This is a genomic window from Actinomadura sp. ATCC 39365, from assembly GCF_054392275.1.
This window is the reverse complement of the sequence record NZ_CP184335.1, coordinates 432635-457032: the sequence shown is the minus strand read 5'-3', so window position 1 is coordinate 457032 and position 24398 is coordinate 432635. Positions and strand designations below refer to the sequence as shown.

The following is a 24398-nucleotide window of genomic DNA, read 5'->3' as shown; positions in this document are numbered from 1 at the left end:
ATGTCCCGTTTCGGATGACTCGGGAAGATCGGCGTCGTACCGTGGAACCCGGTTCGCCATGGACGCGGCGTGAAGGGGTGCGATGGCCTTTTCTCACGACAAGGGCCGACATCGGCGCGGCCGTTGGTGGCGCCGCGGGTCGTACCTGTTCTCGCGGCGTGACGAGGCTCCTCCGGACGCGGACCGTTCCTTCTGGTCCCGGCGGAGGGACAACCGCCCCGAGGCCCCGAGAGAGCAGCTCAAGGGCGCGGAGCGGCGCAGGGAGCAGCAGCCGGACCGGTTCGCCCGTCCCGGCGGCCCCCAGCGGCGCGAGGTGACCTGGGACGGCCTCTCGCTGCGCGAGCGCGGTGAACGCCTGCCCGCCGCCGTCGCCGAACGCCCCCGCTACACCTGGTACGACTTCGAGCTCGACGACACGCCGCCGAGGGCCCAGCCCAACAGGCCGGAGGCCCCCTCCATCGGCGACGGCCTGCGCCACTGCGGCAAGCTGGAGAAGATCCTCCACCGCCAGTGGGACGCCCGGCACGGCCCGCCCTCCAAGGACGCCGTACGCGCCGTGGAGAGCCTGGCCCGGCTGCCCGACCGGCTGAAGGAGCTGCTGGCCGCCGGTCTCGAAGGCATCTACGTCGGCCCCGGCGGCGTCCCCGACCTCGACGACATGGGGTACTTACGCGGTGCGCCGCTCCCGTCCGGCCGGGCCACCTGGGACATCTGCGCCGGCGCGTACGGCGACCGCAAGATCGTGGTGGGCGACCGCCCCTCACCCACGCCGGACGTGATGATGCACGAGGTCGGCCACGCCATCGACGACCTGGACTCGTTCCACGGCGAATGGGTGTCCGACTCGCCGGAGTTCCTCCGGCTCTACGAGAACGCCTTCCCCAAGCTGGCCTCGACCTTCCACCGCCAGGGCAACGGCCTGGGCCGCAAGGAGTTCTTCGCCGACGCCTTCGCCGCCATCGCCGCCCGCCAGCGCCCGGCCCTGGTCGACATGCTCGGCGGCGACACACGGATGGCGCTCGACGTCATGCTCTTCTTCAACCGGCGCTACGGAATCTAGGTGATCAGCCATGTACGTCATCCGGCTCGCTGACGGGACCCTGCGCGTGCCGCAGAGCCTGACCAGCGAAGACGGGCGTCTGATCGGCAACGCGTACGTGGACGTGCAGCCCGGGGATCCCGACTACGACAAGTGGCTGCCCGAGTCGCTGACCGAGGAGGAGGCGGCCGAACGCCGGAGTCGCTGGGAAGAGGAGAACGACGACCTCGAACGCGAGTTCCTGGCCTTCAAGGCCAGCCAGGAGGACGCCTGAGAAGGACAGGCGCCAGCCACGGTCGGCGGTTGGCGCCGCCCCGTGCCTGCCCTCGGGAAGTGTGGCCCGCAGGCACGCTCGTTCACGGCCTCACGACGTGAGGCGGATTGAGGTCCCGCCAGCGGTGATCCTGGCGGATCTCAGGATCACCGACTAGACGGAACGTCAGACGCGCGGGGACTCACCTGCTGGCCTGTCGGCCGTGAGAACGTCCTCGCCTCGAAGAAGGGCGTGCACTTCCGACTCGCGGAAGCGCCGGTGCCCTCCGGGGGTGCGGATACTGCTGATGCGGCCTGCCGCAGCCCAGCGCGTAACCGTCTTTGGGTCTACCCGGAAGAGGGCGGCAACCTCTCCTGGGGTCAGCAGACGCTCGCTGCTACTCTCCACCAATCTCTCCCCCTCGCATCCCGCTTCCTGCCAGCGGGCGGACAGGTAACCAGTGTGTCGAGCGAAGCCTGATTTATCCGTGGTTTTCGACAAAGATCACGGGTTGTTATCAGCTGACTGCCCGATTGTTATATGATAGAGCCTCTTTGGGGCTCTCGTGGGTGTTTCTTTACGAAACACCCTTACTGGGAACAGTAGCAGCGCTCGCGTCCGATGCGAAGAGCGACCGCTACGCAGGGACGAGTAACCTCGAACCTGTGCATCCCGTTCTCGTTTACACCGCGTCGCGGATCGGCCTGTTTGTCGTGACCCTGGGTGTTCTGTACCTCGTCGGCCTGCAAAACCCGCTGTTCCTGCTCGCAGCCGCTTTCGTGATCAGCGGCATAGCCAGCTACGTGCTGCTGTCGAGGCAGCGTGACGCCGTCAGCGCACGCCTCAGCGGCCGGATCGACCGGCCCGAGCCGCAGGACGACTAGGGCAGGGGGAACATGCCAATCCGGGCATGGTACTCCCGTCCGAGTCGCGTTGTGTCACTACCGACTAGTAGGCCGGTCTTGTGCGCCAGAAATGCCTTCACGCCGATGCCCCGCTCCCGGCCGGGATTCCAGGCGAGCGCCTTTCCCGTACGCGGATGAATGGCGCCGATGCCCTCGCGGGGCACCGCTCCCGGGCCGGCGGAGTCGCGGCCCTGCGGGTTGTCCAGCCAGCGCTGGTGGCCGCCGACATAGACGGCTGAGCCGGTCACCGCCACCGCGTAGAGCGAGTCGCCGCCGGTGGCGTTCGTCCAGGTCGGCCTGACGTCCGGGCCTGCGGCGTACGTCTCGAACCGGGCGGCCGTGTCGCACATGCGGCCCTTCGGGCCCCCGGTCGTGACGACCACGAAGGAGCGGCCGTCCGGGGCGAAGTCCAGGCCGCGCACGTAGGACGGGAACGCCTCCGCGCAGCGCTGCGCGTAGACCTCGGTGCGCCAGTCGGCGACCCTGGCCACGGGCCCGCTGACGTCGATCAGCCCGAGCTGCGGCCGGGATCGCCCGCCGAGCGTGGTGAACGAGCCGTCCACCGCCAGCCGGCCGCCCGACAGGGCGAGGGCCTGGACCTTCACCCTGGGCGTCAGCGGCTCGCCCGGCGTGACGGCGAAGCCGGGGTCGGCCACGCCCGTCGCGGCGTCGAGCCCGGCCAGGGCCACGCGCGGCCGGACGAAGTCGCCGCCCACGTAGAGCCTGGAGCCGTTCCTGACCAGGGTCGTGACCATGCCCCCCTCGATCCGGGGCATGAAGCCGTCGACGAGCTGCCCGTCGGCGACGCTGATCCGGGCGAGCGCGCGGGCGCCGATGTTGTTGACGCCGGGGAAGGCGCCGCCCACGTAGACCGTGCCGTGGTCGCCGGCGGCCAGCCCGTAGACCGGCCCGGCGACGGACGGCGCGAAGCCGCGCAGGATGCGGCCGGTCGCCAGGTCGTAGGCGAACAGATTGGCCCGGCGCAGCGTGTACGTGCGCCCGGCGTCGCTGACCTCGCTGAACGAGCCGCCGACGACGACGGTGCCACCGACCAGCGCGATGGCGTTGACGATGCCGTCGAGGACGTGGGGGGTGTTGTCGACCGGGTCGGCCGAGACCACGCGGGGGTGCGCGACGGGGGCCGAGGCGATGATCGCCGCAAGGGCGACACGGGCAAGCATTCACCAACATCTAGCAGACGTTCGGTAGCGGTGCCGTTACTTTGCGTCAATTGCCGCAAGAGCCTGGCTCGCCGCCGGCCCGGTGGTGGCTGGTCAAAGGCCGTAACGCCCGGCGAATACCGCGCGGGCCGCGTGAGTACTCTTGTCCGCATGACGCGCGCTCAGTTGGACAAGCAGCCGGACGAGGTCGCCGCGATGTTCGATCGCACCGCCCGGCGCTACGACCTGGTCAACGACGTGGCCTCGCTGTGGCAGGTCAGGCTCTGGCGCAAGGCCGTGGCCGCCGCCGTCGACGCGGGGCCCGGCGAGGTCGTGCTCGACCTGGGAGCGGGCACCGGCACCTCCACCGACAGCTTCACCAGCCTGGGCGCCCGCGCGGTGGCCTCCGACTTCTCCCTCGGCATGTTGCGCACGGGCGTGCAGCGGCACGGCGGCAACTCGCTGAGCGGGCCCGGCATCCCCTTCGTGGCCGGTGACGCGATGCGGCTGCCGTTCGCGGACGACGCCTTCGACGCGGTGACGATCTCGGTGGCGCTGCGCAACGTGCACGACACCTCGCAGGCGCTGCGCGAGATGCTCCGCGTGACCAGGCCGGGCGGCCGGCTGGTGATCCTGGAGTTCTCGCACGTCACGTTCGGGCCGTTCGACCTGGTCTACCGCGAATACCTGATGAGGGCCCTGCCCAAGGTGGCCAAGGTGTTCGGCTCCAACGACGACTCCTACGACTACCTGGCCGAGTCCATCAGAGACTGGCCCGACCAGCGGGAGCTGGCCCGGACGATCAGCGACGCCGGCTGGGAGCGGGTCGCCTGGCGCAACCTGACGATGGGCATCGTCGCCGTTCACCGGGGTTTCAAGCCCGCCTGAGCCGCGGGCGGGCGGTCCGCGAAAGTTTCTGGAATCATCTTCCGCCTTTCCGTCCGATTTCGGCTCTGCGGGCTGCTCTGAGGATGTGTCGGAGGGAATTCCCGCTGGGATGACGGCAGGGCTCTTTCCGCGACGAAAGCAGGTCTTCCCGGCGGATTGCCATCGCACTTTGTGGGCGTATCTCCTCGATTCGCGGTAGGAGCCCCGGGTGATCGGAGAAATCAATCCGGCACTCCGCCGCCGGAAGCACGCCGCCGAGCCGCACCGGGCCGCCGGGCAAGGTCGAACGCAGGATGCGCGACCGGCTCCAGCACCTGGTCGAGCTGAGCGATCTGCCCGACCTCACCCTCAGGGTGCTCCGGCCCGCCCGACCGCCATGGATGAGGAGGAATAGCGCGAATTCCTCGCGTCGTTGGGAGATCAATCGTAACGACATGGTTATCGCGGCGTGTCTTGCAGGCTCGGCCGATCTTCTGTTGGCTACCGTCATTGGTCCAGACCAATGAGACTCGGGAGGTAGTCCGTCCGATGAGCGGCCCCACTGTCTCGCCGGACGGATGGCGCAAGAGCAGTCTCAGCGCGGCCGCCGGCGAGTGCGTCGAGTTCGCCCGGAGCACGACCGCCGGAGTGCGCAACGCCGAGTTCGAAGTCTGACGTTCCCGTGCCCGGCCCTTCGTTGACGACGGAGGGTCTTCTTGTGTCCGGGATCCGTACCCCGACTGCCACTATGTACAGGAAAAGCAGTAGACTGCGGGCCGACAAGTTTGTGAAGGGGTTCACAAAGGAACGAAGGCGCAAGACCCCGAGGCCTTCGAGCGTGTAGGACAGGACAGTCCAGTGACCGTGCCACCAGCCATACAGGCTGACGCCGACGCCGACGTCATCGTCGTCGGCGCCGGTCCCGCCGGTTCCGCAACCGCCTTTTACCTCGCTCAGGCCGGTCTCGACGTGCTCCTCCTGGAGAAGACCAGGTTCCCCCGCGAGAAGGTCTGCGGCGACGGTCTGACGCCACGTGCCGTCAAGCAGTTGCTCAACATGGGCGTCGACATCGACGCGCCCGGCTGGATCAGGAACAAGGGCCTGCGCGTCGTCGGCGGCGGCCACCGCTTCGAACTCGACTGGCCGCAGTTGGAGCGCTTCCCCGACTTCGGGCTCGTTCGCACCCGCAAGGACTTCGACCAGATCGTCGCGGCCAACGCGGTCAAGAACGGCGTGCGCCTCATGGAGGGCGTCACCGTGACCGGGCCGGTGCTCGACGACCGCAGCGGGCACATCGTCGGCGTGCGCACCAAGGACGGCGCGACGTACCGCAGCCGGGTGGTCGTGGCGGCCGACGGCAACAGCACCCGCCTGGCGATCGGCATGGGCCTGCACAAGCGGGAGGACCGCCCCATGGGCGTGGCCGTCCGCACCTACTTCGAGAGCCCCCGCCACGACGACGACTACCTGGAGACCTGGCTGGAGCTGTGGGACGGCGACACCCTGCTGCCCGGCTACGGCTGGGTGTTCGGGGTCGGCGACGGCACCGCCAACGTCGGGCTCGGGCTGCTCAACACCAGCGCCCAGTTCGGCAACATCGACTACCGCGACCTGTTGAAGCGCTGGTGCAAGGCCATGCCGGCCGACTGGGGCTTCACCGAGGAGAACATGACGGCCCCCATCCGCGGCGCCGCTCTCCCGATGGCCTTCAACAGGCAGCCCCACTACACGCGGGGTCTTATCCTCGTGGGTGACTCCGGCGGGTCCATCAACCCGTTCAACGGCGAGGGCATCGCCTACGCCATGGAGACCGGCGAGATCGCCGCCGAGATCATCGCGAAGGCCCTCAAGGACACCACTCCCGCACAGCGCGAGCGGATCCTGAGGACCTACCCCCAGGTGATGAAGGACGCCTACGGCGGCTACTTCACGCTAGGGAGGTTGTTCGTCGAGGCGATTGGGAAGCCGGGTGTGATGAGCTTCGGGACCAGGCACGGCCTGCCACACCCGAGGCTGATGCGCTTCGCGCTCAAGCTCCTTGGTAATCTCACCGACCGGCGAGGCGATGCGTCCGACATGATCATCAACGCACTCTCGAAGGTCGCCCCACCAGCATGATTCCCACGACAGACACATCAAGCTGCGCGCCCGCGCGCGTGGCGACTCCAGAGGAGGCGTAGCGATGGACCTTTACGTGCCCATCCTGGTGCTCGCCGTTCTCGCGGGGGGCTTCGCGATCTTCTCGGTCGCCATCGCTCCCTTCACCGGTCCCAAGCGCTGGAACCGCGCGAAGCTTGACGCCTATGAATGCGGCATCGAGCCGACGCCCCAGCCGGTCGGTGGCGGACGGTTCCCGCTCAAATACATGATCACCGCGATGCTCTTCATCGTGTTCGACATCGAGATCATCTTCCTCTACCCGTGGGCGGTCTCCTTCGCGCCGCTGAAGAACGACGCGGGCGACACCATCGCGTCCGGCCTCGGGCTGTTCGCGCTGGTCGAGATGCTGCTGTTCATCGTCACCGTGCTCGTCGCCTACGCGTACGTGTGGCGCCGCAAGGGTCTGGACTGGGACTGAAAATGGGACTTGAAGAGAAACTCCCCAGCGGGTTCATCCTCAGCACGGTCGAAGCCGCCGCAGGATGGGCTCGGAAGAGCTCGGTATGGCCGGCCACGTTCGGCCTCGCATGTTGCGCCATCGAGCTGATGGCCACCGGTGGCCCCCACTACGACCTGGCGCGCTTCGGCATGGAGCGCGCTTCGGCGTCTCCCCGCCAGGCCGACCTCATGATCGTCGCCGGGCGCGTGTCGCAGAAGATGGCGCCCGTCCTGCGGCAGATCTACGACCAGATGGCCGAGCCCAAGTGGGTCATCGCCATGGGCGTGTGCGCCTCCAGCGGCGGCATGTTCAACAACTACGCCATCGTGCAGGGCGTCGACCACGTCGTGCCGGTCGACATCTACCTGCCCGGCTGCCCGCCGCGGCCGGAGATGCTGATCGACGCGATCGTGAAGCTGCACGACAAGATCCAGAACATGAAGTTCGGCGCCCACCGCGCCAAGCAGATCGAGGACCTCGAACTGCGGGCGCTGCGCACGCTGCCGCTGATCGACCAGGGGGCCGGAAAGTGACCTCGCCCGACCACCTTCCCGGAAGCCCGGAGGGCGGGGAGGCCCCCGAGGCCGCCTCGGTCCCGGCCGTCCCCGAGGCGCCCGTCGCCCGGCACGGCATGTTCGGCGCGCACGACTCCGGCGACACCTCCGGCTACGGCGGTCTCGTCGTGCGCCGGGCGCCGCAGATCTCCACGCCCCGCCCGTACGGCGGCTACTTCGACGAGCTGGTCGACGCCCTCGCCCTCGACGACGCCATCGAGCGCGTCGTGGTCGACCGCGGCGAGCTGACCCTGCACGTCCGCCGCGAGCGCCTGGTGGAGGTCTGCCAGAAGCTGCGCGACGACCCGACCCTGCGTTTCGAGCTGTCGCTCGGCGTCTCCGGGGTGCACTACCCGCACCTGAAGGGCGAGGAGCTGCACGCCGTCTACCACCTGTGCTCGATCACCCACAACAGGCGCGTGCGCCTGGAGGTGAGCGCACCGGACGCCGACCCGCACATCCCATCGACCGTGGGCGTTTACCCTGGTCATGACTGGCATGAGCGGGAGACGTACGACTTCTTCGGAATCGTCTTCGACGGCCACCCGTCACTCACCCGGATCATGATGCCGGATGACTGGGACGGTCACCCGCAGCGCAAGGACTACCCGCTCGGCGGCATCCCGGTCGAGTACCGGGGCGCCACCATCCCCTCGCCGGACCAGAGGAGGTCTTACTCATGAGCACCGCTTATGACGAGGCGACAGAGGGCAAGGTCTACTCGGTCACCGGCGGAGACTGGGACGAGGTCGTCGGCGGAGCGCGCGACACCGAGGAAGAGCGCCTGGTCGTCAACATGGGCCCGCAGCACCCGTCCACGCACGGAGTGCTCCGCCTGGTCCTGACGCTCGACGGTGAGACGGTCACCGAGGCGCGCAGCGTCATCGGCTACCTGCACACCGGCATCGAGAAGAACATGGAGTACCGGACGTGGACCCAGGGGACCACGTTCGTGACCCGCATGGACTACCTCTCGCCGATCTTCAACGAGACCGCGTACTGCCTGGGCGTGGAGAAGCTGCTCGGCATCACCGACCGCGTGCCCGAGCGGGCCCAGGCCATCCGCGTGATGATGATGGAGCTCAACCGCATCGCCTCGCACCTGGTCGCGATGGGCACGTTCGGCATGGAGCTGGGCGCGACCACGCCGTTCCTCTTCGGCTACCGCGACCGTGAAATGATCATGGACCTGTTCGAGTACATCACGGGTCTGCGCATGAACCACGCCTACGTCAGGCCGGGCGGCGTCAGCGTCGACCTGCCCGCGGGCGCGGTCGACAAGGTGGGCGAGTTCCTCAAGGAGATGCCCAAGCGGATCAAGGACATCCGCAAGCTCCTCGACGAGAACCCCGTCTACGTGCGCCGCACCAAGGACGTGGGCTACCTCGACCTGACCGGCTGCATGGCCCTCGGCATCACCGGCCCGATCCTGCGCGCCGCCGGGCTGCCCTGGGACCTGCGCAAGTCGCAGCCCTACTCCGGCTACGAGACGTACGAGTTCGAGGTCGCCACCGAGCGCGGCTGCGACGTCTACTCGCGCTACCTCGTGCGCATGCGGGAGATGGAGGAGTCGCTCAAGATCGTCGAGCAGGCTCTCGACCGCATCGCCGGCCCGCTCAAGGGCGACCCGGTGATGATCGAGGACAAGAAGATCGGCTGGCCCGCGCAGCTCGCGCTCGGCCCCGACGGCTTCGGCAACTCGCCCGACCACATCGCGCACATCATGGGCAGCTCGATGGAGGCCCTGATCCACCACTTCAAGCTGGTGACCGAGGGCTTCCGGGTCCCGGCCGGCCAGGCGTACGCGAGCATCGAGTCGCCCAAGGGCGAGCTCGGGGCGCACGTCGTCAGCGACGGCGGCACCCGCCCGTACCGCGTGCACTTCCGCGAGCCTTCCTTCTGCAACCTGCAGGGCTTCCCCGCCATGGCGGAGGGCGGCCAGGTCGCCGACGTGATCGCCGCGGTGGCTTCTATCGACCCCGTCATGGGAGGTGTGGACCGGTGACTTACTCACCGGAAGTCCGCGAGCGTCTCGAACAGGACGCCAAGGAGATCATCGGCCGCTACCCCAAGACGCGGTCCGCCCTGCTGCCGCTGCTCCACCTCGTGCAGTCGGCCGACGGCTACGTCTCCGACGACGGCAAGGAGTTCTGCGCCGAGATGCTGGGCCTGAGCAAGGCCGAGGTCACCGGCGTGGCCACCTTCTACACGATGTACAAGCGCAAGCCGGCCGGCGACTACCACGTCGGCGTCTGCATCAACGCGCTGTGCGCCGTCATGGGCGGCGACGAGATCTGGGACGAGCTGTCCGAGCACGTCGGCGTCGGCCACGAGGAGACCACCGGCGACGGCAAGATCTCGCTGGAGCGCCTGGAGTGCAACGCGGCCTGCGACTTCGCGCCGGTCATGATGGTCAACTGGGAGTTCTTCGACAACCAGACCCCCGCCTCGGCCAAGCAGCTCGTCGACGACCTGCGTGACGGCAAGGACGTGCGGCCGACCCGCGGACCGAAGAAGCTCTGCACCTTCAAGGAGGCCTCGCGCGTGCTCGCGGGCCTGCCCGACGACCAGGCGGGCGACGGCCCGTCGGCCGCCGGCCCCTCGCTGGAGGGCCTGAAGGTGGCCAAGGCCAACGGATGGAAGGCCCCCGAGGCATGAGCACCACACTGACCCCGGTCCTGACCGCCAACTGGGACCAGGCCGACTCCTTCACCCTCGACGGCTACGGCGGTGACTACAAGGCGGCCAAGAAGGCGCTGGGCATGGACCCCGACGCCGTCATCCAGGCGGTCAAGGACTCCGGCCTGCGCGGCCGCGGCGGCGCGGGCTTCCCCACCGGCATGAAGTGGGGATTCATCCCGCAGGGCGACGGCAAGCCCCACTACCTCGTCGTCAACGCTGACGAGTCGGAGCCGGGCACCTGCAAGGACATCCCGCTGATGATGGCCAACCCGCACTCGCTGGTCGAGGGCGTCATCATCACCGCGTTCGCGATCAGGGCCAACTACGCCTTCATCTACGTGCGCGGCGAGGTGCTGCACGTCATCCGCCGGCTGCACGCGGCCGTGCGCGAGGCGTACGAGAAGGGCTTCCTGGGCGAGGACATCTTCGGCTCCGGGTACAACCTGGAACTCGTCGTGCACAGCGGCGCGGGCGCGTACATCTGTGGCGAGGAGACGGCGCTGCTCGACTCGCTGGAGGGCTTCAGAGGTCAACCGCGACTCAAGCCCCCGTTCCCGGCCGTGGCGGGCCTGTACGCCTCGCCGACTGTGGTGAACAACGTCGAGTCGATCGCCAGTGTTCCCTCGATCATCAGCAACGGCGCCGACTGGTTCGCCTCGATGGGCACCGAGAAGTCCAAGGGCTTCGGCATCTTCTCCCTCAGCGGCCACGTCACCAGGCCCGGCCAGTACGAGGCCCCGCTCGGCATCACGCTGCGCGAGCTGCTCGACATGGCCGGCGGCATCCGCGAGGGGCACCAGATCAAGTTCTGGACCCCGGGCGGCTCGTCCACGCCGATCTTCACCGACGAGCACCTCGACGTGCCGCTCGACTTCGAGGCCGTCGGCGCCAAGGGCTCGATGCTCGGCACCCGCGCGCTGCAGATCTTCGACGAGACCACCTGCGTGGTCCGCACGGTGCTGCGCTGGACCGAGTTCTACGCCCACGAGTCCTGCGGCAAGTGCACGCCGTGCCGCGAGGGCACGTACTGGCTCAAGCAGGTGCTCAAGCGCCTGGAGAAGGGCCAGGGCACCGAGGAGGACCTGTCCACGATCACCGACATCGCGGACAACATCCTCGGCCGCTCGTTCTGCGCCCTCGGCGACGGCGCGACCAGCCCGATCCACTCCTCGGTGAAGTACTTCCGCGAGGAGTACCTCAAGCACTTCGAGATCGGCGGCTGCCCGTTCGACCCGAAGAAGTCCACTCTCTGGGGTGAGCAGTGACCGTCGTAGAAACAGAAATCACCCTGGTGACCCTCACCATCGACGGGTTCCAGGTCAGTGTCCCCAAGGGCACCCTGATCATCAGGGCCGCCGAGCTGCTGGGCATCCAGATCCCCCGGTTCTGCGACCACCCGCTGCTCGACCCGGCGGCCAACTGCCGCCAGTGCCTCGTGGACATCCCCGACGCGGGCAACGGCCGCGGCTTCCCCAAGCCGCAGCCGTCCTGCGCGATCGAGGTCGCCGAGGGCATGGTCGTGCAGACCCAGCTCACCTCGCCGGTCGCCGAGAAGGCGCAGCGCGGGGCCATGGAGCTGCTGCTGATGAACCACCCGCTCGACTGCCCGGTCTGCGACAAGGGCGGCGAGTGCCCCCTGCAGAACCAGGCCATGTCGAACGGCCAGGGCGAGTCGCGGTTCCAGGAGCAGAAGCGCACGTTCCCCAAGCCGCTGCCGCTGTCCACGCAGGTGCTGCTCGACCGTGAGCGCTGCGTCCAGTGCGCCCGCTGCATCCGCTTCTCCGACCAGATCGCCGGCGACCCGCTCATCGAGTTCTTCGAGCGCGGCGCCAAGGAGCAGGTCCGGGTCGCCGACGGCAAGCCGTTCAACTCCTACTTCTCCGGCAACACGGTGCAGATCTGCCCGGTCGGCGCGCTCACCGGCGCGGCCTACCGGTTCCGGGCGCGTCCGTTCGACCTGGTGTCCACGCCGAGCGCGTGCGAGCACTGCGCGTCGGGCTGCTCCCTGCGCACCGACCACCGGCGCGGCCGGGTGACCCGCCGCCTGGCGGGCAACGACCCGCAGGTGAACGAGGAGTGGAACTGCGACAAGGGCCGCTGGGCCTTCTCCTACGCCACCCAGCCCGACCGGCTCAAGACGCCTCTGGTGCGCAACGAGGAAGGCGTGCTCGTGCCCGCCTCGTGGCCGGAGGCGCTGGCGGTCGCCGCCGAGGGTCTGGCCGCCGCCCGCGGCAGGGCCGGCGTGCTGGTCGGCGGCCGGGTCACGGTCGAGGACGCCTACGCCTACAGCAAGTTCGCCAGGGTCGCGCTGGGCAGCAACGACATCGACTTCCGCGCCCGCCCGCACTCCGACGAGGAGGCGCAGTTCCTGGCGCACGCGGTCGCCGGCAAGGGCATCGAGATCAGCTACACCGACCTCGAGAAGGCTCCGGCCGTGCTGCTCGTCGGGTTCGAGCCCGAGGAGGAGTCGCCGATCGTCTTCCTGCGCCTGCGCAAGGCGTGGCAGAAGAAGGGCCTGAAGGTCACCGCGATCGCGCCGTTCGCCTCCGCCGGGCTGGCCAAGATGGGCGGCACGCTCATCGCCACCGCCCCGGGCGCCGAGGCCGACGCGATCGGCGACCTGGTCGGCACGCTGGCCGAGGGCACGATCGTGCTGGCCGGCGAGCGGCTGGCCAGTGTGCCGGGCGCGCTGTCGGCCCTCGTCCGCCTGGGCGCCGGCTCCGGCGTCCGGCTGGCCTGGGTGCCGCGCAGGGCCGGTGAGCGCGGCGCGCTCGAAGTCGGCGCGCTGCCCAACCTGCTGCCGATCGGCCGTCCCGTGGACGACGAGGCCGCCAGGGCCGAGGTCGCCAGGGTCTGGAACGTGGGCTCGCTGCCCGCCGTGCCCGGCCGCGGCACCGACGGCATCATCGCCGCCGCCCGCGCCGGTGAGATCGACGCGCTGGTCGTGGCCGGCGTCGACCCGCACGACCTGGCCGACCCGGCCGCCGCGCTGGAGGCGCTGGAGAACACGCCGTTCATCGTCAGCCTGGAGATCCGCGCCAGCGCCGTCACCGACCGCGCCGACGTGGTGCTGCCGGTCGCGGCGGTGCAGGAGAAGAGCGGCACGTTCGTCAACTGGGAGGGCAGGGGCCGCTCGTTCGAGGCGCCGCTGCGCGTGCCCGGCATCCAGAGCGACCTGGCCGTCATCGGCAACATCGCCGACCGCATGGACGTGCACCTCGGCCTGCCGGACGCCAAGGCCGTCCGGCGCGAGCTGTCCAGCCTCGGCGCCTGGCGCGGGACCCGCGTCGCCGCGCCGAGCACCGCCACCCGCGCCCAGGCCGCCCCGGCGGCCGGCGAGGCGCTGCTGGCGACCTGGCACCTGCTGCTCGACGAGGGCAGGCTCCAGGACGGCGAGCCGTACCTGGCCGGCACCGCCCGCGCCACCGAGGCGCTGGTGTCGGCGGCCACGGCGGCCGAGATCGGCGTCATCGACGGCGACAAGCTCGTCGTCGGCGGCCCCGGCCCCAACGCGGTCACGCTGCCGGTCCGCGTCGCCGACCTGCCCGACCGGGTGGTCTGGGTGCCGGCGAACTCCGGCGGCTGCTCGGTCACGCGCGACCTGCGCGCGCTGGCCGGCGACATCGTCACGATCGGGAGCGCATCATGACCCACGTTCTCGCGGCCGATCCCACCCTCGCCGACTTCGGCAAGGACCCGCTGTGGATCACCATCATCAAGGCCGTGATGCTGTTCGCCTTCCTGATGCTGGGCATCCTGTTCGGCGTCTGGTACGAGCGCAAGCTGATCTCGCGGATGCAGCACCGCTACGGCCCCAACCGGGCCGGCAAGTTCGGTCTGCTCCAGTCGGTGGCCGACGGCATCAAGATGGGCCTGAAGGAGGACATCTTCCCGCGGACCGTGGACAAGGTGCTCTACCTGCTGGCCCCCGTGATCATGGTCGTGCCGGCGTTCCTGGCCTTCTCGATCGTGCCGTTCGCGCCGATGGTCAACCTGTTCGGCGTCCAGACGCCGCTGCAGCTCGTCGACCTGCCGGTGGCGGTGCTGTTCATGCTGGCCATGGGCGCCATCTCGGTCTACGGCGTGGTGCTGGCCGGCTGGTCGTCGCGCTCGCCGTACGCGCTGCTGGGCGGTCTGCGGTCGGCGGCGCAGGTGGTCTCGTACGAGATCGCGATGGGCCTGTCGTTCGTGGCGATCTTCCTGTTCGCCGGGACGCTGTCCACCTCCGAGATCGTCAAGGCGCAGGGCGAGCAGGGCTGGTTCGTCTTCCTGCTGATCCCGTCGTTCGTGATCTACGTGATCTGCATGTTCGGCGAGGCCGCCCGAATCCCGTTCGACCTGCCTGAGGGCGAGGGCGAGCTGGTCGGCGGCTTCCAGACCGAGTACTCCTCGTCCCTGAAGTTCGCCCTCATCATGATGGGCGAGTACCTGCACACCTTCACCGCCTCGGGCATCGCGGTCACCCTGTTCCTGGGCGGCTGGCGGGCCCCGTGGCCGATCTCCCTGTGGGACGGCGCCAACACGGGCTGGTGGCCGGTGCTGTGGTTCTTCATCAAGTTCGTGCTGACCTTCAGCTTCATCGTGTGGGTGCGTGCCTCGCTGCCGCGCGTGCGCTACGACCAGCTCATGTCCCTGGGCTGGAAGGTGCTGATCCCGGTGAACCTGGCCTGGATCCTGCTCGTCGCCGCGGCTCGCAACGTGGTCGTCAACGAGGGCAACAAGACGGTCGGCATCGTGATCGGCGCGGTCATCGTGGTCGGCGCGCTGGCCATCTGGATGCGGTTCGACACCGTCAACCAGCGGCGCAAGGAGGCGCGCAAGGCCGAGGTGGAGGCCGAGTTCGAGCAACTGTCCGACGAGCCGACGGCCGGCGGCTTCCCTGTGCCGCCGCTCGATCTGCCGCACTACCACGGGGTGCAGCACAAGGAGATTCCCAGTGGGACTAACTGATTGGCTGAACCCCGTCAAGGGCTTCGGGGTCACCTTCCACACGATGTTCAAGAAGCCCGTCACGACCAACTACCCGGAGGTCAAGAAGCCGACGGCTCCTCGCTTCCACGGTCGTCACCAGCTCAACCGCTGGCCGGACGGGCTGGAGAAGTGCGTCGGGTGCGAGCTGTGCGCGTGGGCGTGTCCGGCGGACGCGATCTACGTCGAGGGCGCGGACAACACCGACGAGGAGCGCTTCTCGCCGGGTGAGCGTTACGGGCGCACATACCAGATCAACTATCTGCGGTGCATCCTGTGCGGCCTGTGCATCGAGGCCTGCCCGACCCGCGCGCTCACCATGACCAACGAGTACGAGCTCGCCGACAGCAGCCGCGAGAGCCTCATCTACACCAAGGAGATGCTCCTCGCGGACCTGACGCCGGGCATGGAGCAGCCGCCCCACCCGATGCGGCTCGGCGAGACCGAAGAGGACTACTACCGGCTGGGACGAACCAATGGGTGAGACCATCACATTCTGGGTTCTCGCCGTCGTATCCGTCGGCGCGGCGCTCGGCATGGTCTTCAACAGGAAGGCCGTCTACTCAGCGCTGATGCTCGGCACCGTGATGCTCTGCCTCGCGGTGCTCTACGCCGTCCAGGACGCGCCCTTCCTCGCCGCGGTGCAGATCATCGTCTACACCGGCGCCATCATGATGCTGTTCCTGTTCGTGCTCATGCTGGTGGGCGTGGACTCCTCCGACTCCTTCGTGGAGACGCTGAGGGGCCAGCGCTTCTGGGGCGCCCTCGCGGCCCTCGGCTTCGCCGTCCTGATCATCCTGGCGGTCGGCAACGCGATCTTCTCCGGTGAGGCGGGCCTGGCGCAGGCCACGGCGCAGGGCGGCTACGTGCGCTCGATCGCGCTGCTGCTGTTCACCAAGTACGTCTTCGCGTTCGAGGTCACCTCGGCCCTGCTGATCACCGCCGCCCTGGGCGCGATGGTCCTGGCGCACCGGGAGAAGTTCACCGAGAAGGCCACGCAGAAGGACCTCTCGCGCGCCCGGTTCCTCGGCGAGCGTCCCTCGCCGCTGCCCGGCCCCGGCACCTACGCCACCAACAACGCCATCGACATGCCGGCACTGCTGCCCGACGGCTCGGTCGCGGAGTCGTCGGTCAACCGCTACATCGCCCGCTACGACGTCGAGCACGGCCACCTCCCCGAGGACCCGAAGCTCGCCGAGGCCATCAAGCACACGGCCGAGGATGACGCCGAGGAGACGACCAACGAGGTGACCAAGTGACGACCCACTACCTGATCCTGTCGGGTGTGCTGTTCGCGATCGGCGCGCTCGGCGTGCTGATCAGGCGCAACGCGATCGTGGTGTTCATGTGCGTCGAGCTCATGCTCAACGCCTGCAACCTCGCGTTCGTCACCTTCGCCAGGCAGAACGGCAACCTGGAGGGCCAGATCATCGCGTTCTTCGTGATGGTGGTGGCCGCGGCCGAGGTCGTCGTCGGCCTGGCCATCATCGTGACGATCTTCCGAACCCGCAGGTCCGCGTCCGTCGACGACGCCAACCTGCTGAAGTACTAAGAGGTGACTGGTGGAATCTCCTGCTGAGATCGTCCAGCACACCGCCGGTGGCGCGATCGGGGTCTCCTGGTTGATGATCGCTCTCCCCTTGTTGGGGGCGTTCATCCTCCTGGTGTTCAACCGGTTCACCAACCGGTGGGGCCACCTGCTGGGCGTGGCCATGTCCCTCGCCTCGTTCGTCGTGGCTGTGCTGGCGTTCTTCGAAATCCTCGGACTCGGGGACGATCAGCGTCGCCAGGCCGTGCATCTGTACGAGTTCATTCCCGGCATGGTCGACATGGGGCTGCTCATCGACCCGCTGTCGATCAGCTTCGCCCTTCTGATCACTGGTGTCGGATCGCTGATCCACATCTACTCGATCGGCTACATGTCGCACGACGAGCACCGGCGCAGGTTCTTCGCGTACCTGAACCTGTTCGTCGCCGCGATGCTCCTGCTGGTGCTGTCCGACAACTACGTCGGGTTGTTCATCGGCTGGGAGGGCGTCGGTCTCGCGTCCTACCTCCTGATCGGGTTCTGGCAGTTCAAGCCCTCGGCGGCGGTCGCGGCGAAGAAGGCGTTCGTCGTCAACCGCGTCGGTGACTTCGGCCTGCTGGTCGGCATGTTCATCATCTGGACCACGTTCGGCACGCTGAGCTTCGGCAAGCTGACGCACGCGGTCGTCTCCGGCCAGGGCGACGGCACGCTCACGGCGATCGGACTGCTGCTGCTCCTCGGCGCGTGCGGCAAGTCGGCGCAGCTCCCGCTGCAGTCCTGGCTTCTGGACGCCATGGAGGGCCCGACCCCGGTCTCGGCCCTGATCCACGCGGCGACCATGGTCACCGCCGGCGTCTACTTGGTCGTCCGGTCCGGCGCGTTCTTCGAGGCGTCCGACGTCGCCTCGCTGGTCGTGACGATCGTCGGTGTGGCCACGCTGCTCGCCGGTGCGATCATCGGTTGCGCGAAGGACGACATCAAGAAGGGCCTGGCCGGCTCGACGATGTCGCAGATCGGCTACATGATGCTCGGCGCGGGCCTCGGCCCGGCGGGTTACGCCTTCGCCATCGCGCACCTCATCGCCCACGGCTTCTTCAAGGCCGACATGTTCCTCGGCGCCGGATCGGTCATGCACGGCATGAACGACGAGGTGAACATGAGGAAGTACGGCGGCTTGCGCAAGTTCATGCCGATCACGTTCGTCACGTTCATGGTGGGCTACCTCGCCATCATCGGCTTCCCGTTCCTGTCCGGCTTCTACACCAAGGACGGGATCATCGAGACGGCCATGGAGCACGGCGCCTGGATGGGCTGGCTGGCCGTCCTGGGCGCGGGCATCACCGGCTTCTACATGTCGCGCATGATCTTCATGACGTTCTTCGGCGAGAAGCGTTGGGACAAGGAAGCACATCCGCACGAGTCGCCTGCGGTGATGACCCTGCCGCTGATCCTGCTGTCGGTCGGCTCGGTCGTCCTCGGCTACTTCCTCATCAACGACAACCGCCTGATGAAGTTCCTCTCGCCGGCCGTCGGCCTGCCCGAGGAGCTGCCGACGTTCCACGTGTTCAGCACCACGACGGTGGGTCTGGCGACGCTCGTGCTCGTGGCCGTCGGCGCGGCCTACGCGTGGATGCGCTACGGCCGCGCGCAGGTGCCGGTGGTGCAGCCGCGCGGCTCCTTCCTCACCACGTTCGCCCGCCGTGACCTGTACGGCGACGCCCTCAACGAGTCCCTGTTCATGCGTCCCGGCCAGTGGCTGACCCGCATCGCGGTGTTCTTCGACAACCGCGGCGTCGACGGGCTGGTCAACGGTCTGGCGGCAGGCATCGGCGGGAGCTCGGGTCGCCTGCGCAGGCTCCAGACGGGCTTCGCGCGAACGTACGCGCTGTCCATCCTGATCGGTGCCGCCCTGCTGACCGGCGCCCTGCTCCTCGTTGGGAACATCTGATGTCACCCTGGCTCCCGATAATCATGGCGGTGCCCGTTGTGGGCGCCATCGTGGTGGCCCTGCTTCCCAAGGGCGGCGACAAGCTGGCCAAGCAGGTCACGCTGGCGGTCTCGCTGCTGACGATGGTGCTGACGGGCGTCATGGCCGCCGGGTTCAAGCCCGGTGGCGAGCGCTTCCAGTTCAAGGCGGAGTACGACTGGATCCCGAGCTTCGGCGTGAAGTTCGGGGTCGGCGTCGACGGCGTCGCCCTGGTGCTGATCGCCCTGTCGGTCGTGCTGGTGCCCATCGTCGTCCTGGCCTCCTGGCACGACGCCGACGGCGTCAGGACCGCGGACGGCACGCTGGTCACGCCCAAGCGGTCGGTCAAGACGTACTTCTCGCTGCTGCTCGTCCTCGAGACGATGATGATCGGCGTCTTCGCGGCGACCGACGTCTTCCTCTTCTACGTGTTCTTCGAAGCCATGCTGATCCCGATGTACTTCATGATCGGGTCGTACGGCGGCGCCCAGCGGTCGTACGCGGCCGTCAAGTTCCTGCTGTACTCGCTCTTCGGCGGCCTGCTCATGCTGGTCGCGGTCATCGGCCTGTACGTGCTGGCGAACAAGGGCACGTTCATGTTCGAGCCGCTCGTCGGGGCCATCCAGGACCCGACGACGCAGAAGTGGCTGTTCGGCGGCTTCTTCATCGCCTTCGCCATCAAGGCGCCGCTCTGGCCGGTGCACACCTGGCTGCCCGACGCGGCCGCCCAGGCCCCGGCCGGCGCCTCCGTGCTGCTCGTGGGCGTGCTCGACAAGGTCGGCACGTTCGGCATGCTCCGCTTCTGCCTGGAGCTGTTCCCCGACGCGGCCAAGGCGTTCACGATGCCGATCGTCGTCCTGGCGGTCATCAGCATCATCTACGGCGCGATCGTGGCCATCGGCCAGACCGACATGAAGCGGCTCATCGCCTACACGTCGATCTCGCACTTCGGCTTCATCGTGCTCGGCGTCTTCGCCATGTCGTCGGTCGCCCAGTCCGGCGCGGCCCTCTACATGGTCAACCACGGCTTCGCCACGGGCGCGCTGTTCCTCGCCGCCGGGTTCCTCATCGCCCGGCGCGGGTCGCCGTTCATCGCCGACTACGGCGGCGTCCAGAAGGTCGCCCCGGTGCTCGCCGGGTTCTTCCTGGTCGCCGGTCTGGCCGGTCTCTCGCTGCCCGGACTGTCGTCCTTCGTCAGCGAGTTCATGGTGATGATCGGCACGTACTCCAGCGAGGCGCACGGCTCCGGCGCGCTGACGGTGGCCGCGATCATCTCCGCGGTCGCCGTGATCCTGGCCGCCGTCTACATCCTGTGGATGGTCCAGCGCACGCTGAACGGTCCGACCGCCGAGCCGGTCAAGGCGTTCAAGGACCTCAACGCCCGGGAGATCTGGGTGCTGGCACCGCTGGTCGCGCTGATCATCGGGTTCGGCTTCTTCCCCAAGCCGCTGCTCGACGTGATCAACCCGTCCGTGCAGCAGACGCTGACCAACGTGCACGTACCCACTGCCACCATCGCTGAGAAGGGGACAGGTCAGTGAACGACGTCATCCCAGCGCCGACGATCGAGTACGGCACGCTGGCGCCGTTGCTGATCATCTTCGGCGCTGCCTGCATCGGCGTGCTCGTCGAGGCGTTCGCGCCCCGCTACCTGCGCAAGTCCATCCACGTCCCGCTCACGCTGCTCAGCCTGATCGGCGCGTTCGCCCTGGTCATCCTGCAGGTCATGCGCGGCGTGCCGACGCAGGCCGCCGCCATGGGCGCGGTCGCGGTGGACGGTCCCGCGCTGTTCATCTGGGGCGTGATCATCGTCCTGTCGTTCGTGACGGTGCTGCTGATCAACGACGAGGGCCACTTCGTGGCCTCGGCGGCGGCAGTGCCGGGCAGCGCGGACGAGGAGGAGGCCGAGGCGGCCGACAACGGCGCCGGGCAGACCGAGGTCTACCCGCTGGTGCTGTTCGCGGTCGGCGGCATGCTGCTCTTCCCGGCCTCGCACGACCTGCTGACGATGTTCGTGGCCCTCGAGGTCATGTCGCTGCCGCTGTACCTGCTGTGCGGCCTGGCCCGCCGGCGCCGCCTGCTGTCGCAGGAGGCGTCGATGAAGTACTTCCTGCTCGGCGCGTTCTCCTCGGCGTTCTTCCTGTACGGCACCGCCATGATCTACGGCTACGCGGGCACCGTCTCGCTGCCCGGGATCAACGCCGCCCTGGCCAAGGGCGCGCTGCTCGACCCGCTGCTCATGGCCGGGCTCGCGCTGCTCGGCGTCGGCCTGCTGTTCAAGATCGGCGCCGCGCCCTTCCAGGCGTGGAAGCCGGACGTCTACCAGGGCGCCCCGACCCCCATCACCGCACTCATGGCCTCCGGCACGCTCGTCGCGGCCGTCGGCGCCCTGCTGCGGGTGTTCTGGGTCGGTCTGGGCAACCTCGACTGGAACTGGCGGCCGGTCATCTGGGCCGTCGCGGCCCTGACGATGATCGTCGGCTCGATCCTGGCGATCACGCAGACCGACATCAAGCGCATGCTGGCCTACTCCTCCATCGCGCACGCGGGCTTCCTGCTCGTCGGCGTGATGGCGACGTTCGGGTCGGCCGGACAGAACGCCCAGTCGCTCAAGTCGATCCTGTTCTACCTGGCGGTCTACGGCATCACCACGGTCGGCGCGTTCGCGGTGGTCACGCTGGTGCGCGACCCCGGCGGCGAGGCGGGACACCTGTCGCGCTGGGCCGGGCTCGGCAAGCGTTCGCCGGTGCTCGCCGGGGTGTTCGCCTTCTTCCTGCTCGCCTTCGCCGGAATCCCGCTGACCAGCGGCTTCTTCGGCAAGTACGCCGTGTTCGCGGCCGCGCTGAACAGCGGCACGCAGCCCGGCGACTCGATGGGCGGCTGGATGGCCGGCCTGGTCGTGGTGGGCGTGGTGGCCTCGGCCATCGCCGCGTTCTTCTACGTCCGGGTGATCGTGCTGATGTTCTTCAGCGAGCCCGCGGCCGACGGCCCGGCGATCTCGGTGCCCAGTATGGGGACCGTGGCCGTCATCGCCGTTTCCCTGCTGGTTACCGTAGGAGTGGGGCTCTACCCGGAGACCCTCCTCGGTGTCGCCAACGACGCCGCTTCGGCTCTGTTCATTAGATAAGGGGATCTCGTATGTCTGCGCCGCCCGTGGTTGACCTTCCCATCGAGGACGAACGGTTGGCGCAGGACGTGGCCACCGGATTGGCCGCGGTCGAGAAGCTCCTGCGCTCGTCGGTGGAGAGCGAGGACGCCTTCGTCACGGAGGCGTCCAAGCACCTCATCGAGGCGGGCGGCAAGCGGTTCCGTACGCTGATGGTGCTGCTCGCGGCCCAGTTCGGCGATCCGTCCGCGCCGGGTGTCGTGCCCGGCGCGGTGGTCATCGAGCTGACCCACCTGGGCTCGCTCTACCACGACGACGTGATGGACGAGGCCCCGGTGCGCCGGGGTTCGCCCTCGGCCAACGCCCGGTGGGACAACACCGTGGCGATCCTCACCGGCGACTACCTGTTCGCCCAGGCCTCGGACCTCCTGGCCGACCTCGGCCCCGAGCTGATCCGCATCCAGGCCCAGACGTTCTCCCGCCTCGTCCAGGGGCAGATCCGCGAGACGATCGGCCCGCGTGACGGCGAGGACCCCGTCGGCCACTACCTGAGCGTCCTGGCCGACAAGACGGGCTCCCTCATCGCCGCCTCCGGCCGGTTCGGCGCGCTGCTGTCCGGCGCCCCCTCCGACGTCGAGGAGCGGCTTAGTCGTGCCTGCGAGGCCGTCGGCGTGGCCTGGCAGCTCGGCGACGACCTGCTCGACGTGGCCTCCTCGGGCGTCCAGTCGGGCAAGACCCCCGGCACCGACCTGCGCGAGGGCGTCCGGACCCTGCCGGTTCTCTACGCGCTCAACAGCGGCGAGCAGTCGCGGCTGACCGAGCTGCTGTCGGGCCCGGTGCCGGAGGAGCACGTGGAGGAGGCGCTCACCCTGCTGCGGGCCCACCCGGCCATGGAGCGGGCCCGCGCCGAGCTGGCCGCGTGGGTCGACCGGGCCCGCGTCGACCTCTCCGCCCTGCCCGACATCCCGGCCAGGGCGGCGTTCCTAGCTCTCTGCGACTACGTGGTCGAGCGTTCGGGCTGACCGCCTGACCCGGGCGGCGGTCCGCGCCGCCCGGAGGCTGTCGTAGGTGAAGATGGCCAGGGCCAGCCACACGATCGAGAACCCGATCCACCGGCTGGGCGGCATGACCTCGCCGGCGATCGTCACCCCCACCACGAACTGCAGGATCGGCGCGATGTACTGCAGCACCCCGACGGTGCTCAGCGGCACCCGGATGGCCGCCGCGCCGAAGAAGATCAGCGGCACCGCCGTGATGATCCCGGCCCCCACCAGCAGCAGCGCGTGCCCGAGGCCCTCCTGCCCGAACGTGGCCTGCCCCGCGAACTCCAGGTAGATCAGGTACCCGAGCGCCGGCAGCAGCAGCACCAGCGTCTCGACGGCCAGGCTCTCGGTGGCGGCCACGTTCGCCTGCTTCTTGGCCAGCCCGTACACGCCGAAGCTGACGGCGAGCGTGAGCGCGATCCAGGGGAGCCTGCCGTAGTCCAGGGTCAGCACGACCACCGCCAGCGCCGCGAACCCGACCGCCGTCCACTGCAGCGGACGCAGCCGCTCCCGCAGCACCAGCACCCCGAACAGCACGCTGACCAGCGGGTTGATGAAGTACCCGAGGGCACTCTCGACCACGTGGCCGGTGTTGACCGCGTAGATGTAGGTGCCCCAGTTGACGGTGATGACGATGGCGGCGATCGTCAGCAGGACGAGTTTGCGCGGCTGCCGGGCCAGCTCCCGGAACCAGCTCCAGTGCCGGCGCACGGCCAGCACGACGGCGACGGCGACCAGGGACCAGACCATCCGATGAGCCAGGATCTCCACGGCTCCGGACGGTTTGAGCAGCGGCCAGTACAGGGGGAACAGCCCCCACATGGTGTAGGCGGCGATCCCGAACAGTACACCGCGCCGAAGGTCAGGCATGTAACCTATTTTCGGGCCTTACCAGCTTAAATACAAATGTGTGTCACTATACGGGAATGTTTAGGCATCCTTAACTGTTCGGGCGTTGTGTAGGCGCAATCCCGCCACCCACGCCACGCCGCCGCCCGCGGCGCTTGCGTAGGGTGGAGACACCTGATGGAGGTGGCACGATGGGCTGGCTGTTCGGCGGCAACAAGACATCGATGGTCCGTCCCGAGGACGCTCTGCCGGGCCGCTCGGAGGCGATGCCCGTGCCCGCGCGGCACGCGGTCCTCGACGCTCCGCTCGCCCCGCCGTACCCCTCGGGCCTGGAGGTGGCCGACTTCGGCCTGGGCTGCTTCTGGGGGGCCGAGCGCAAGTTCTGGCAGACGCCAGGGGTGGTGACGACCGCCGTCGGGTACCAGGGCGGCTACACCCCCAACCCGACGTACGAGGAGGTCTGCAGCGGCCTCACCGGCCACACCGAGGCCGTCCGGGTGGTGTTCGACCCGGCCCAGGTGTCGTACGAGGAGCTCCTGAAGGTCTTCTGGGAGGCCCACGACCCGACGCAGGGCATGCGCCAGGGCAACGACACCGGCACCCAGTACCGGTCGGCGATCTACTACCACTCGCCGGAGCAGGAGAAGGCGGCGGAGACGTCCCGCGCCGCCTACCAGCAGGTCCTCACCCAGGCCGGCTACGGCACCATAACCACCGAAATAGCCCAAGCCAAGCCTTTCTACTATGCCGAGGACTATCACCAGCAATACTTGTACAAAGTGCCCAACGGGTACTGCGGAATCGGCGGAACGGGCGTCGCCTGCCCGGTGGGTCTGACGTCTGGCGAGGCGTGAGCCGAACGCGGGCCCAAGCATCGCA

25 protein-coding genes are annotated in these 24398 nt (G+C 68.7%); 22 read left to right on the top strand and 3 right to left on the bottom strand.

Annotated features, from left to right (window positions below):
• The first annotated feature begins 82 nt into the window (after positions 1–82).
• Complete coding sequence (locus ACNF49_RS02505; protein ID WP_357966331.1) at positions 83–1060, top strand: hypothetical protein; 978 nt, start codon at positions 83–85, stop codon at positions 1058–1060.
• A 10-nt stretch (positions 1061–1070) separates the two neighbouring features.
• Positions 1071–1313 (top strand): hypothetical protein, encoded by a 243-nt coding sequence (locus ACNF49_RS02500; protein WP_357966334.1) that lies wholly within the window; start codon positions 1071–1073, stop codon positions 1311–1313.
• Between the two features lie 165 nt (positions 1314–1478).
• On the opposite strand, the gene ACNF49_RS02495 is transcribed toward ACNF49_RS02500, so the two are convergent.
• Positions 1479–1700: a BldC family transcriptional regulator gene (locus tag ACNF49_RS02495; RefSeq protein WP_026214226.1), complete on the bottom strand. Its 222-nt coding sequence runs from the start codon at positions 1698–1700 to the stop codon at positions 1479–1481.
• A 257-nt stretch (positions 1701–1957) separates the two neighbouring features.
• On the opposite strand from ACNF49_RS02495, the gene ACNF49_RS02490 reads away from it, so the two are divergent.
• Entirely contained in the window at positions 1958–2176 is a 219-nt protein-coding gene (locus tag ACNF49_RS02490; RefSeq protein WP_352357263.1) for a DUF4229 domain-containing protein, read from the top strand.
• Here ACNF49_RS02490 and ACNF49_RS02485 read toward each other — a convergent pair.
• Entirely contained in the window at positions 2173–3378 is a 1206-nt protein-coding gene (locus ACNF49_RS02485) for a hypothetical protein (RefSeq protein ID WP_357966336.1), read from the bottom strand. The two genes, ACNF49_RS02490 and ACNF49_RS02485, sit on opposite strands and share 4 nt — an antisense overlap.
• A 150-nt stretch (positions 3379–3528) precedes the next feature.
• On the opposite strand from ACNF49_RS02485, the gene ACNF49_RS02480 reads away from it, so the two are divergent.
• The 18 genes from ACNF49_RS02480 to ACNF49_RS02395 all read left to right on the top strand — a co-directional run bounded on the left by ACNF49_RS02480 (position 3529) and on the right by ACNF49_RS02395 (position 22649).
• Positions 3529–4245, top strand: a complete 717-nt coding sequence (locus ACNF49_RS02480) for a demethylmenaquinone methyltransferase (RefSeq protein WP_357966339.1) — start codon at positions 3529–3531, stop codon at positions 4243–4245.
• Positions 4246–4773: 528 nt separating this feature from the next.
• Positions 4774–4899 carry a DUF397 domain-containing protein gene (locus ACNF49_RS02475; protein ID WP_357966342.1) on the top strand — a complete coding sequence of 42 codons (126 nt, stop codon included), beginning with the start codon at positions 4774–4776 and terminating at the stop codon, positions 4897–4899.
• A gap of 183 nt (positions 4900–5082) precedes the next feature.
• Positions 5083–6342: a geranylgeranyl reductase family protein gene (locus ACNF49_RS02470; protein WP_482942674.1), complete on the top strand. Its 1260-nt coding sequence runs from the start codon at positions 5083–5085 to the stop codon at positions 6340–6342.
• A 64-nt stretch (positions 6343–6406) separates the two neighbouring features.
• Positions 6407–6802 carry an NADH-quinone oxidoreductase subunit A gene (locus ACNF49_RS02465; protein ID WP_125643844.1) on the top strand — a complete coding sequence of 132 codons (396 nt, stop codon included), beginning with the start codon at positions 6407–6409 and terminating at the stop codon, positions 6800–6802.
• Positions 6803–6804: 2 nt separating this feature from the next.
• A complete protein-coding gene (locus tag ACNF49_RS02460; protein ID WP_352322512.1) occupies positions 6805–7356 on the top strand; it encodes a NuoB/complex I 20 kDa subunit family protein in 552 nt (183 codons plus the stop codon).
• On the top strand, positions 7353–8060 hold the full coding sequence (locus ACNF49_RS02455) for an NADH-quinone oxidoreductase subunit C (RefSeq protein WP_482942673.1): 708 nt from the start codon (positions 7353–7355) through the stop codon (positions 8058–8060). Before ACNF49_RS02460 ends, ACNF49_RS02455 begins: the two co-directional genes overlap by 4 nt.
• Positions 8057–9382, top strand: coding sequence for an NADH-quinone oxidoreductase subunit D (locus tag ACNF49_RS02450; protein ID WP_357966348.1), 1326 nt, complete (start codon positions 8057–8059; stop codon positions 9380–9382). The genes ACNF49_RS02455 and ACNF49_RS02450 overlap by 4 nt, the downstream gene beginning before the upstream one ends.
• Positions 9379–10035: an NADH-quinone oxidoreductase subunit NuoE gene (gene nuoE, locus ACNF49_RS02445; protein ID WP_189646992.1), complete on the top strand. Its 657-nt coding sequence runs from the start codon at positions 9379–9381 to the stop codon at positions 10033–10035. The genes ACNF49_RS02450 and nuoE overlap by 4 nt, the downstream gene beginning before the upstream one ends.
• Positions 10032–11324, top strand: coding sequence for an NADH-quinone oxidoreductase subunit NuoF (nuoF, locus tag ACNF49_RS02440; protein ID WP_352322509.1), 1293 nt, complete (start codon positions 10032–10034; stop codon positions 11322–11324). Before nuoE ends, nuoF begins: the two co-directional genes overlap by 4 nt.
• Positions 11321–13708 (top strand): NADH-quinone oxidoreductase subunit G, encoded by a 2388-nt coding sequence (locus ACNF49_RS02435; protein WP_482942672.1) that lies wholly within the window; start codon positions 11321–11323, stop codon positions 13706–13708. The genes nuoF and ACNF49_RS02435 overlap by 4 nt, the downstream gene beginning before the upstream one ends.
• Positions 13705–15009 (top strand): NADH-quinone oxidoreductase subunit NuoH, encoded by a 1305-nt coding sequence (gene nuoH, locus ACNF49_RS02430; RefSeq protein ID WP_352322507.1) that lies wholly within the window; start codon positions 13705–13707, stop codon positions 15007–15009. Before ACNF49_RS02435 ends, nuoH begins: the two co-directional genes overlap by 4 nt.
• Positions 14996–15511, top strand: coding sequence for an NADH-quinone oxidoreductase subunit NuoI (nuoI, locus tag ACNF49_RS02425; protein WP_352357245.1), 516 nt, complete (start codon positions 14996–14998; stop codon positions 15509–15511). Before nuoH ends, nuoI begins: the two co-directional genes overlap by 14 nt.
• On the top strand, positions 15504–16286 hold the full coding sequence (locus tag ACNF49_RS02420; protein ID WP_357966355.1) for an NADH-quinone oxidoreductase subunit J: 783 nt from the start codon (positions 15504–15506) through the stop codon (positions 16284–16286). The genes nuoI and ACNF49_RS02420 overlap by 8 nt, the downstream gene beginning before the upstream one ends.
• Entirely contained in the window at positions 16283–16579 is a 297-nt protein-coding gene (gene nuoK, locus ACNF49_RS02415; protein WP_352322504.1) for an NADH-quinone oxidoreductase subunit NuoK, read from the top strand. The genes ACNF49_RS02420 and nuoK overlap by 4 nt, the downstream gene beginning before the upstream one ends.
• A 73-nt stretch (positions 16580–16652) precedes the next feature.
• Positions 16653–18503 carry an NADH-quinone oxidoreductase subunit L gene (gene nuoL / locus ACNF49_RS02410; RefSeq protein ID WP_482945714.1) on the top strand — a complete coding sequence of 617 codons (1851 nt, stop codon included), beginning with the start codon at positions 16653–16655 and terminating at the stop codon, positions 18501–18503.
• On the top strand, positions 18503–20062 hold the full coding sequence (locus tag ACNF49_RS02405) for an NADH-quinone oxidoreductase subunit M (RefSeq protein ID WP_498701888.1): 1560 nt from the start codon (positions 18503–18505) through the stop codon (positions 20060–20062). The genes nuoL and ACNF49_RS02405 overlap by 1 nt, the downstream gene beginning before the upstream one ends.
• The gene (nuoN, locus tag ACNF49_RS02400; protein WP_357966364.1) at positions 20059–21648 is read left to right on the top strand and encodes an NADH-quinone oxidoreductase subunit NuoN; all 1590 of its coding nucleotides are present in this window, start codon (positions 20059–20061) and stop codon (positions 21646–21648) included. The genes ACNF49_RS02405 and nuoN overlap by 4 nt, the downstream gene beginning before the upstream one ends.
• Positions 21649–21659: 11 nt before the next feature.
• Complete coding sequence (locus tag ACNF49_RS02395; RefSeq protein ID WP_357966366.1) at positions 21660–22649, top strand: polyprenyl synthetase family protein; 990 nt, start codon at positions 21660–21662, stop codon at positions 22647–22649.
• Here the strand turns inward: ACNF49_RS02395 and rarD are convergent.
• Positions 22611–23540, bottom strand: a complete 930-nt coding sequence (rarD, locus tag ACNF49_RS02390) for an EamA family transporter RarD (RefSeq protein WP_357966368.1) — start codon at positions 23538–23540, stop codon at positions 22611–22613. The genes ACNF49_RS02395 and rarD overlap by 39 nt on opposite strands.
• Positions 23541–23710: 170 nt before the next feature.
• Here rarD and msrA point away from each other — a divergent pair, with 170 nt between their 5' ends.
• A complete protein-coding gene (gene msrA, locus ACNF49_RS02385) occupies positions 23711–24373 on the top strand; it encodes a peptide-methionine (S)-S-oxide reductase MsrA (protein WP_352357232.1) in 663 nt (220 codons plus the stop codon).
• The last annotated feature ends 25 nt before the right edge of the window (positions 24374–24398 follow it).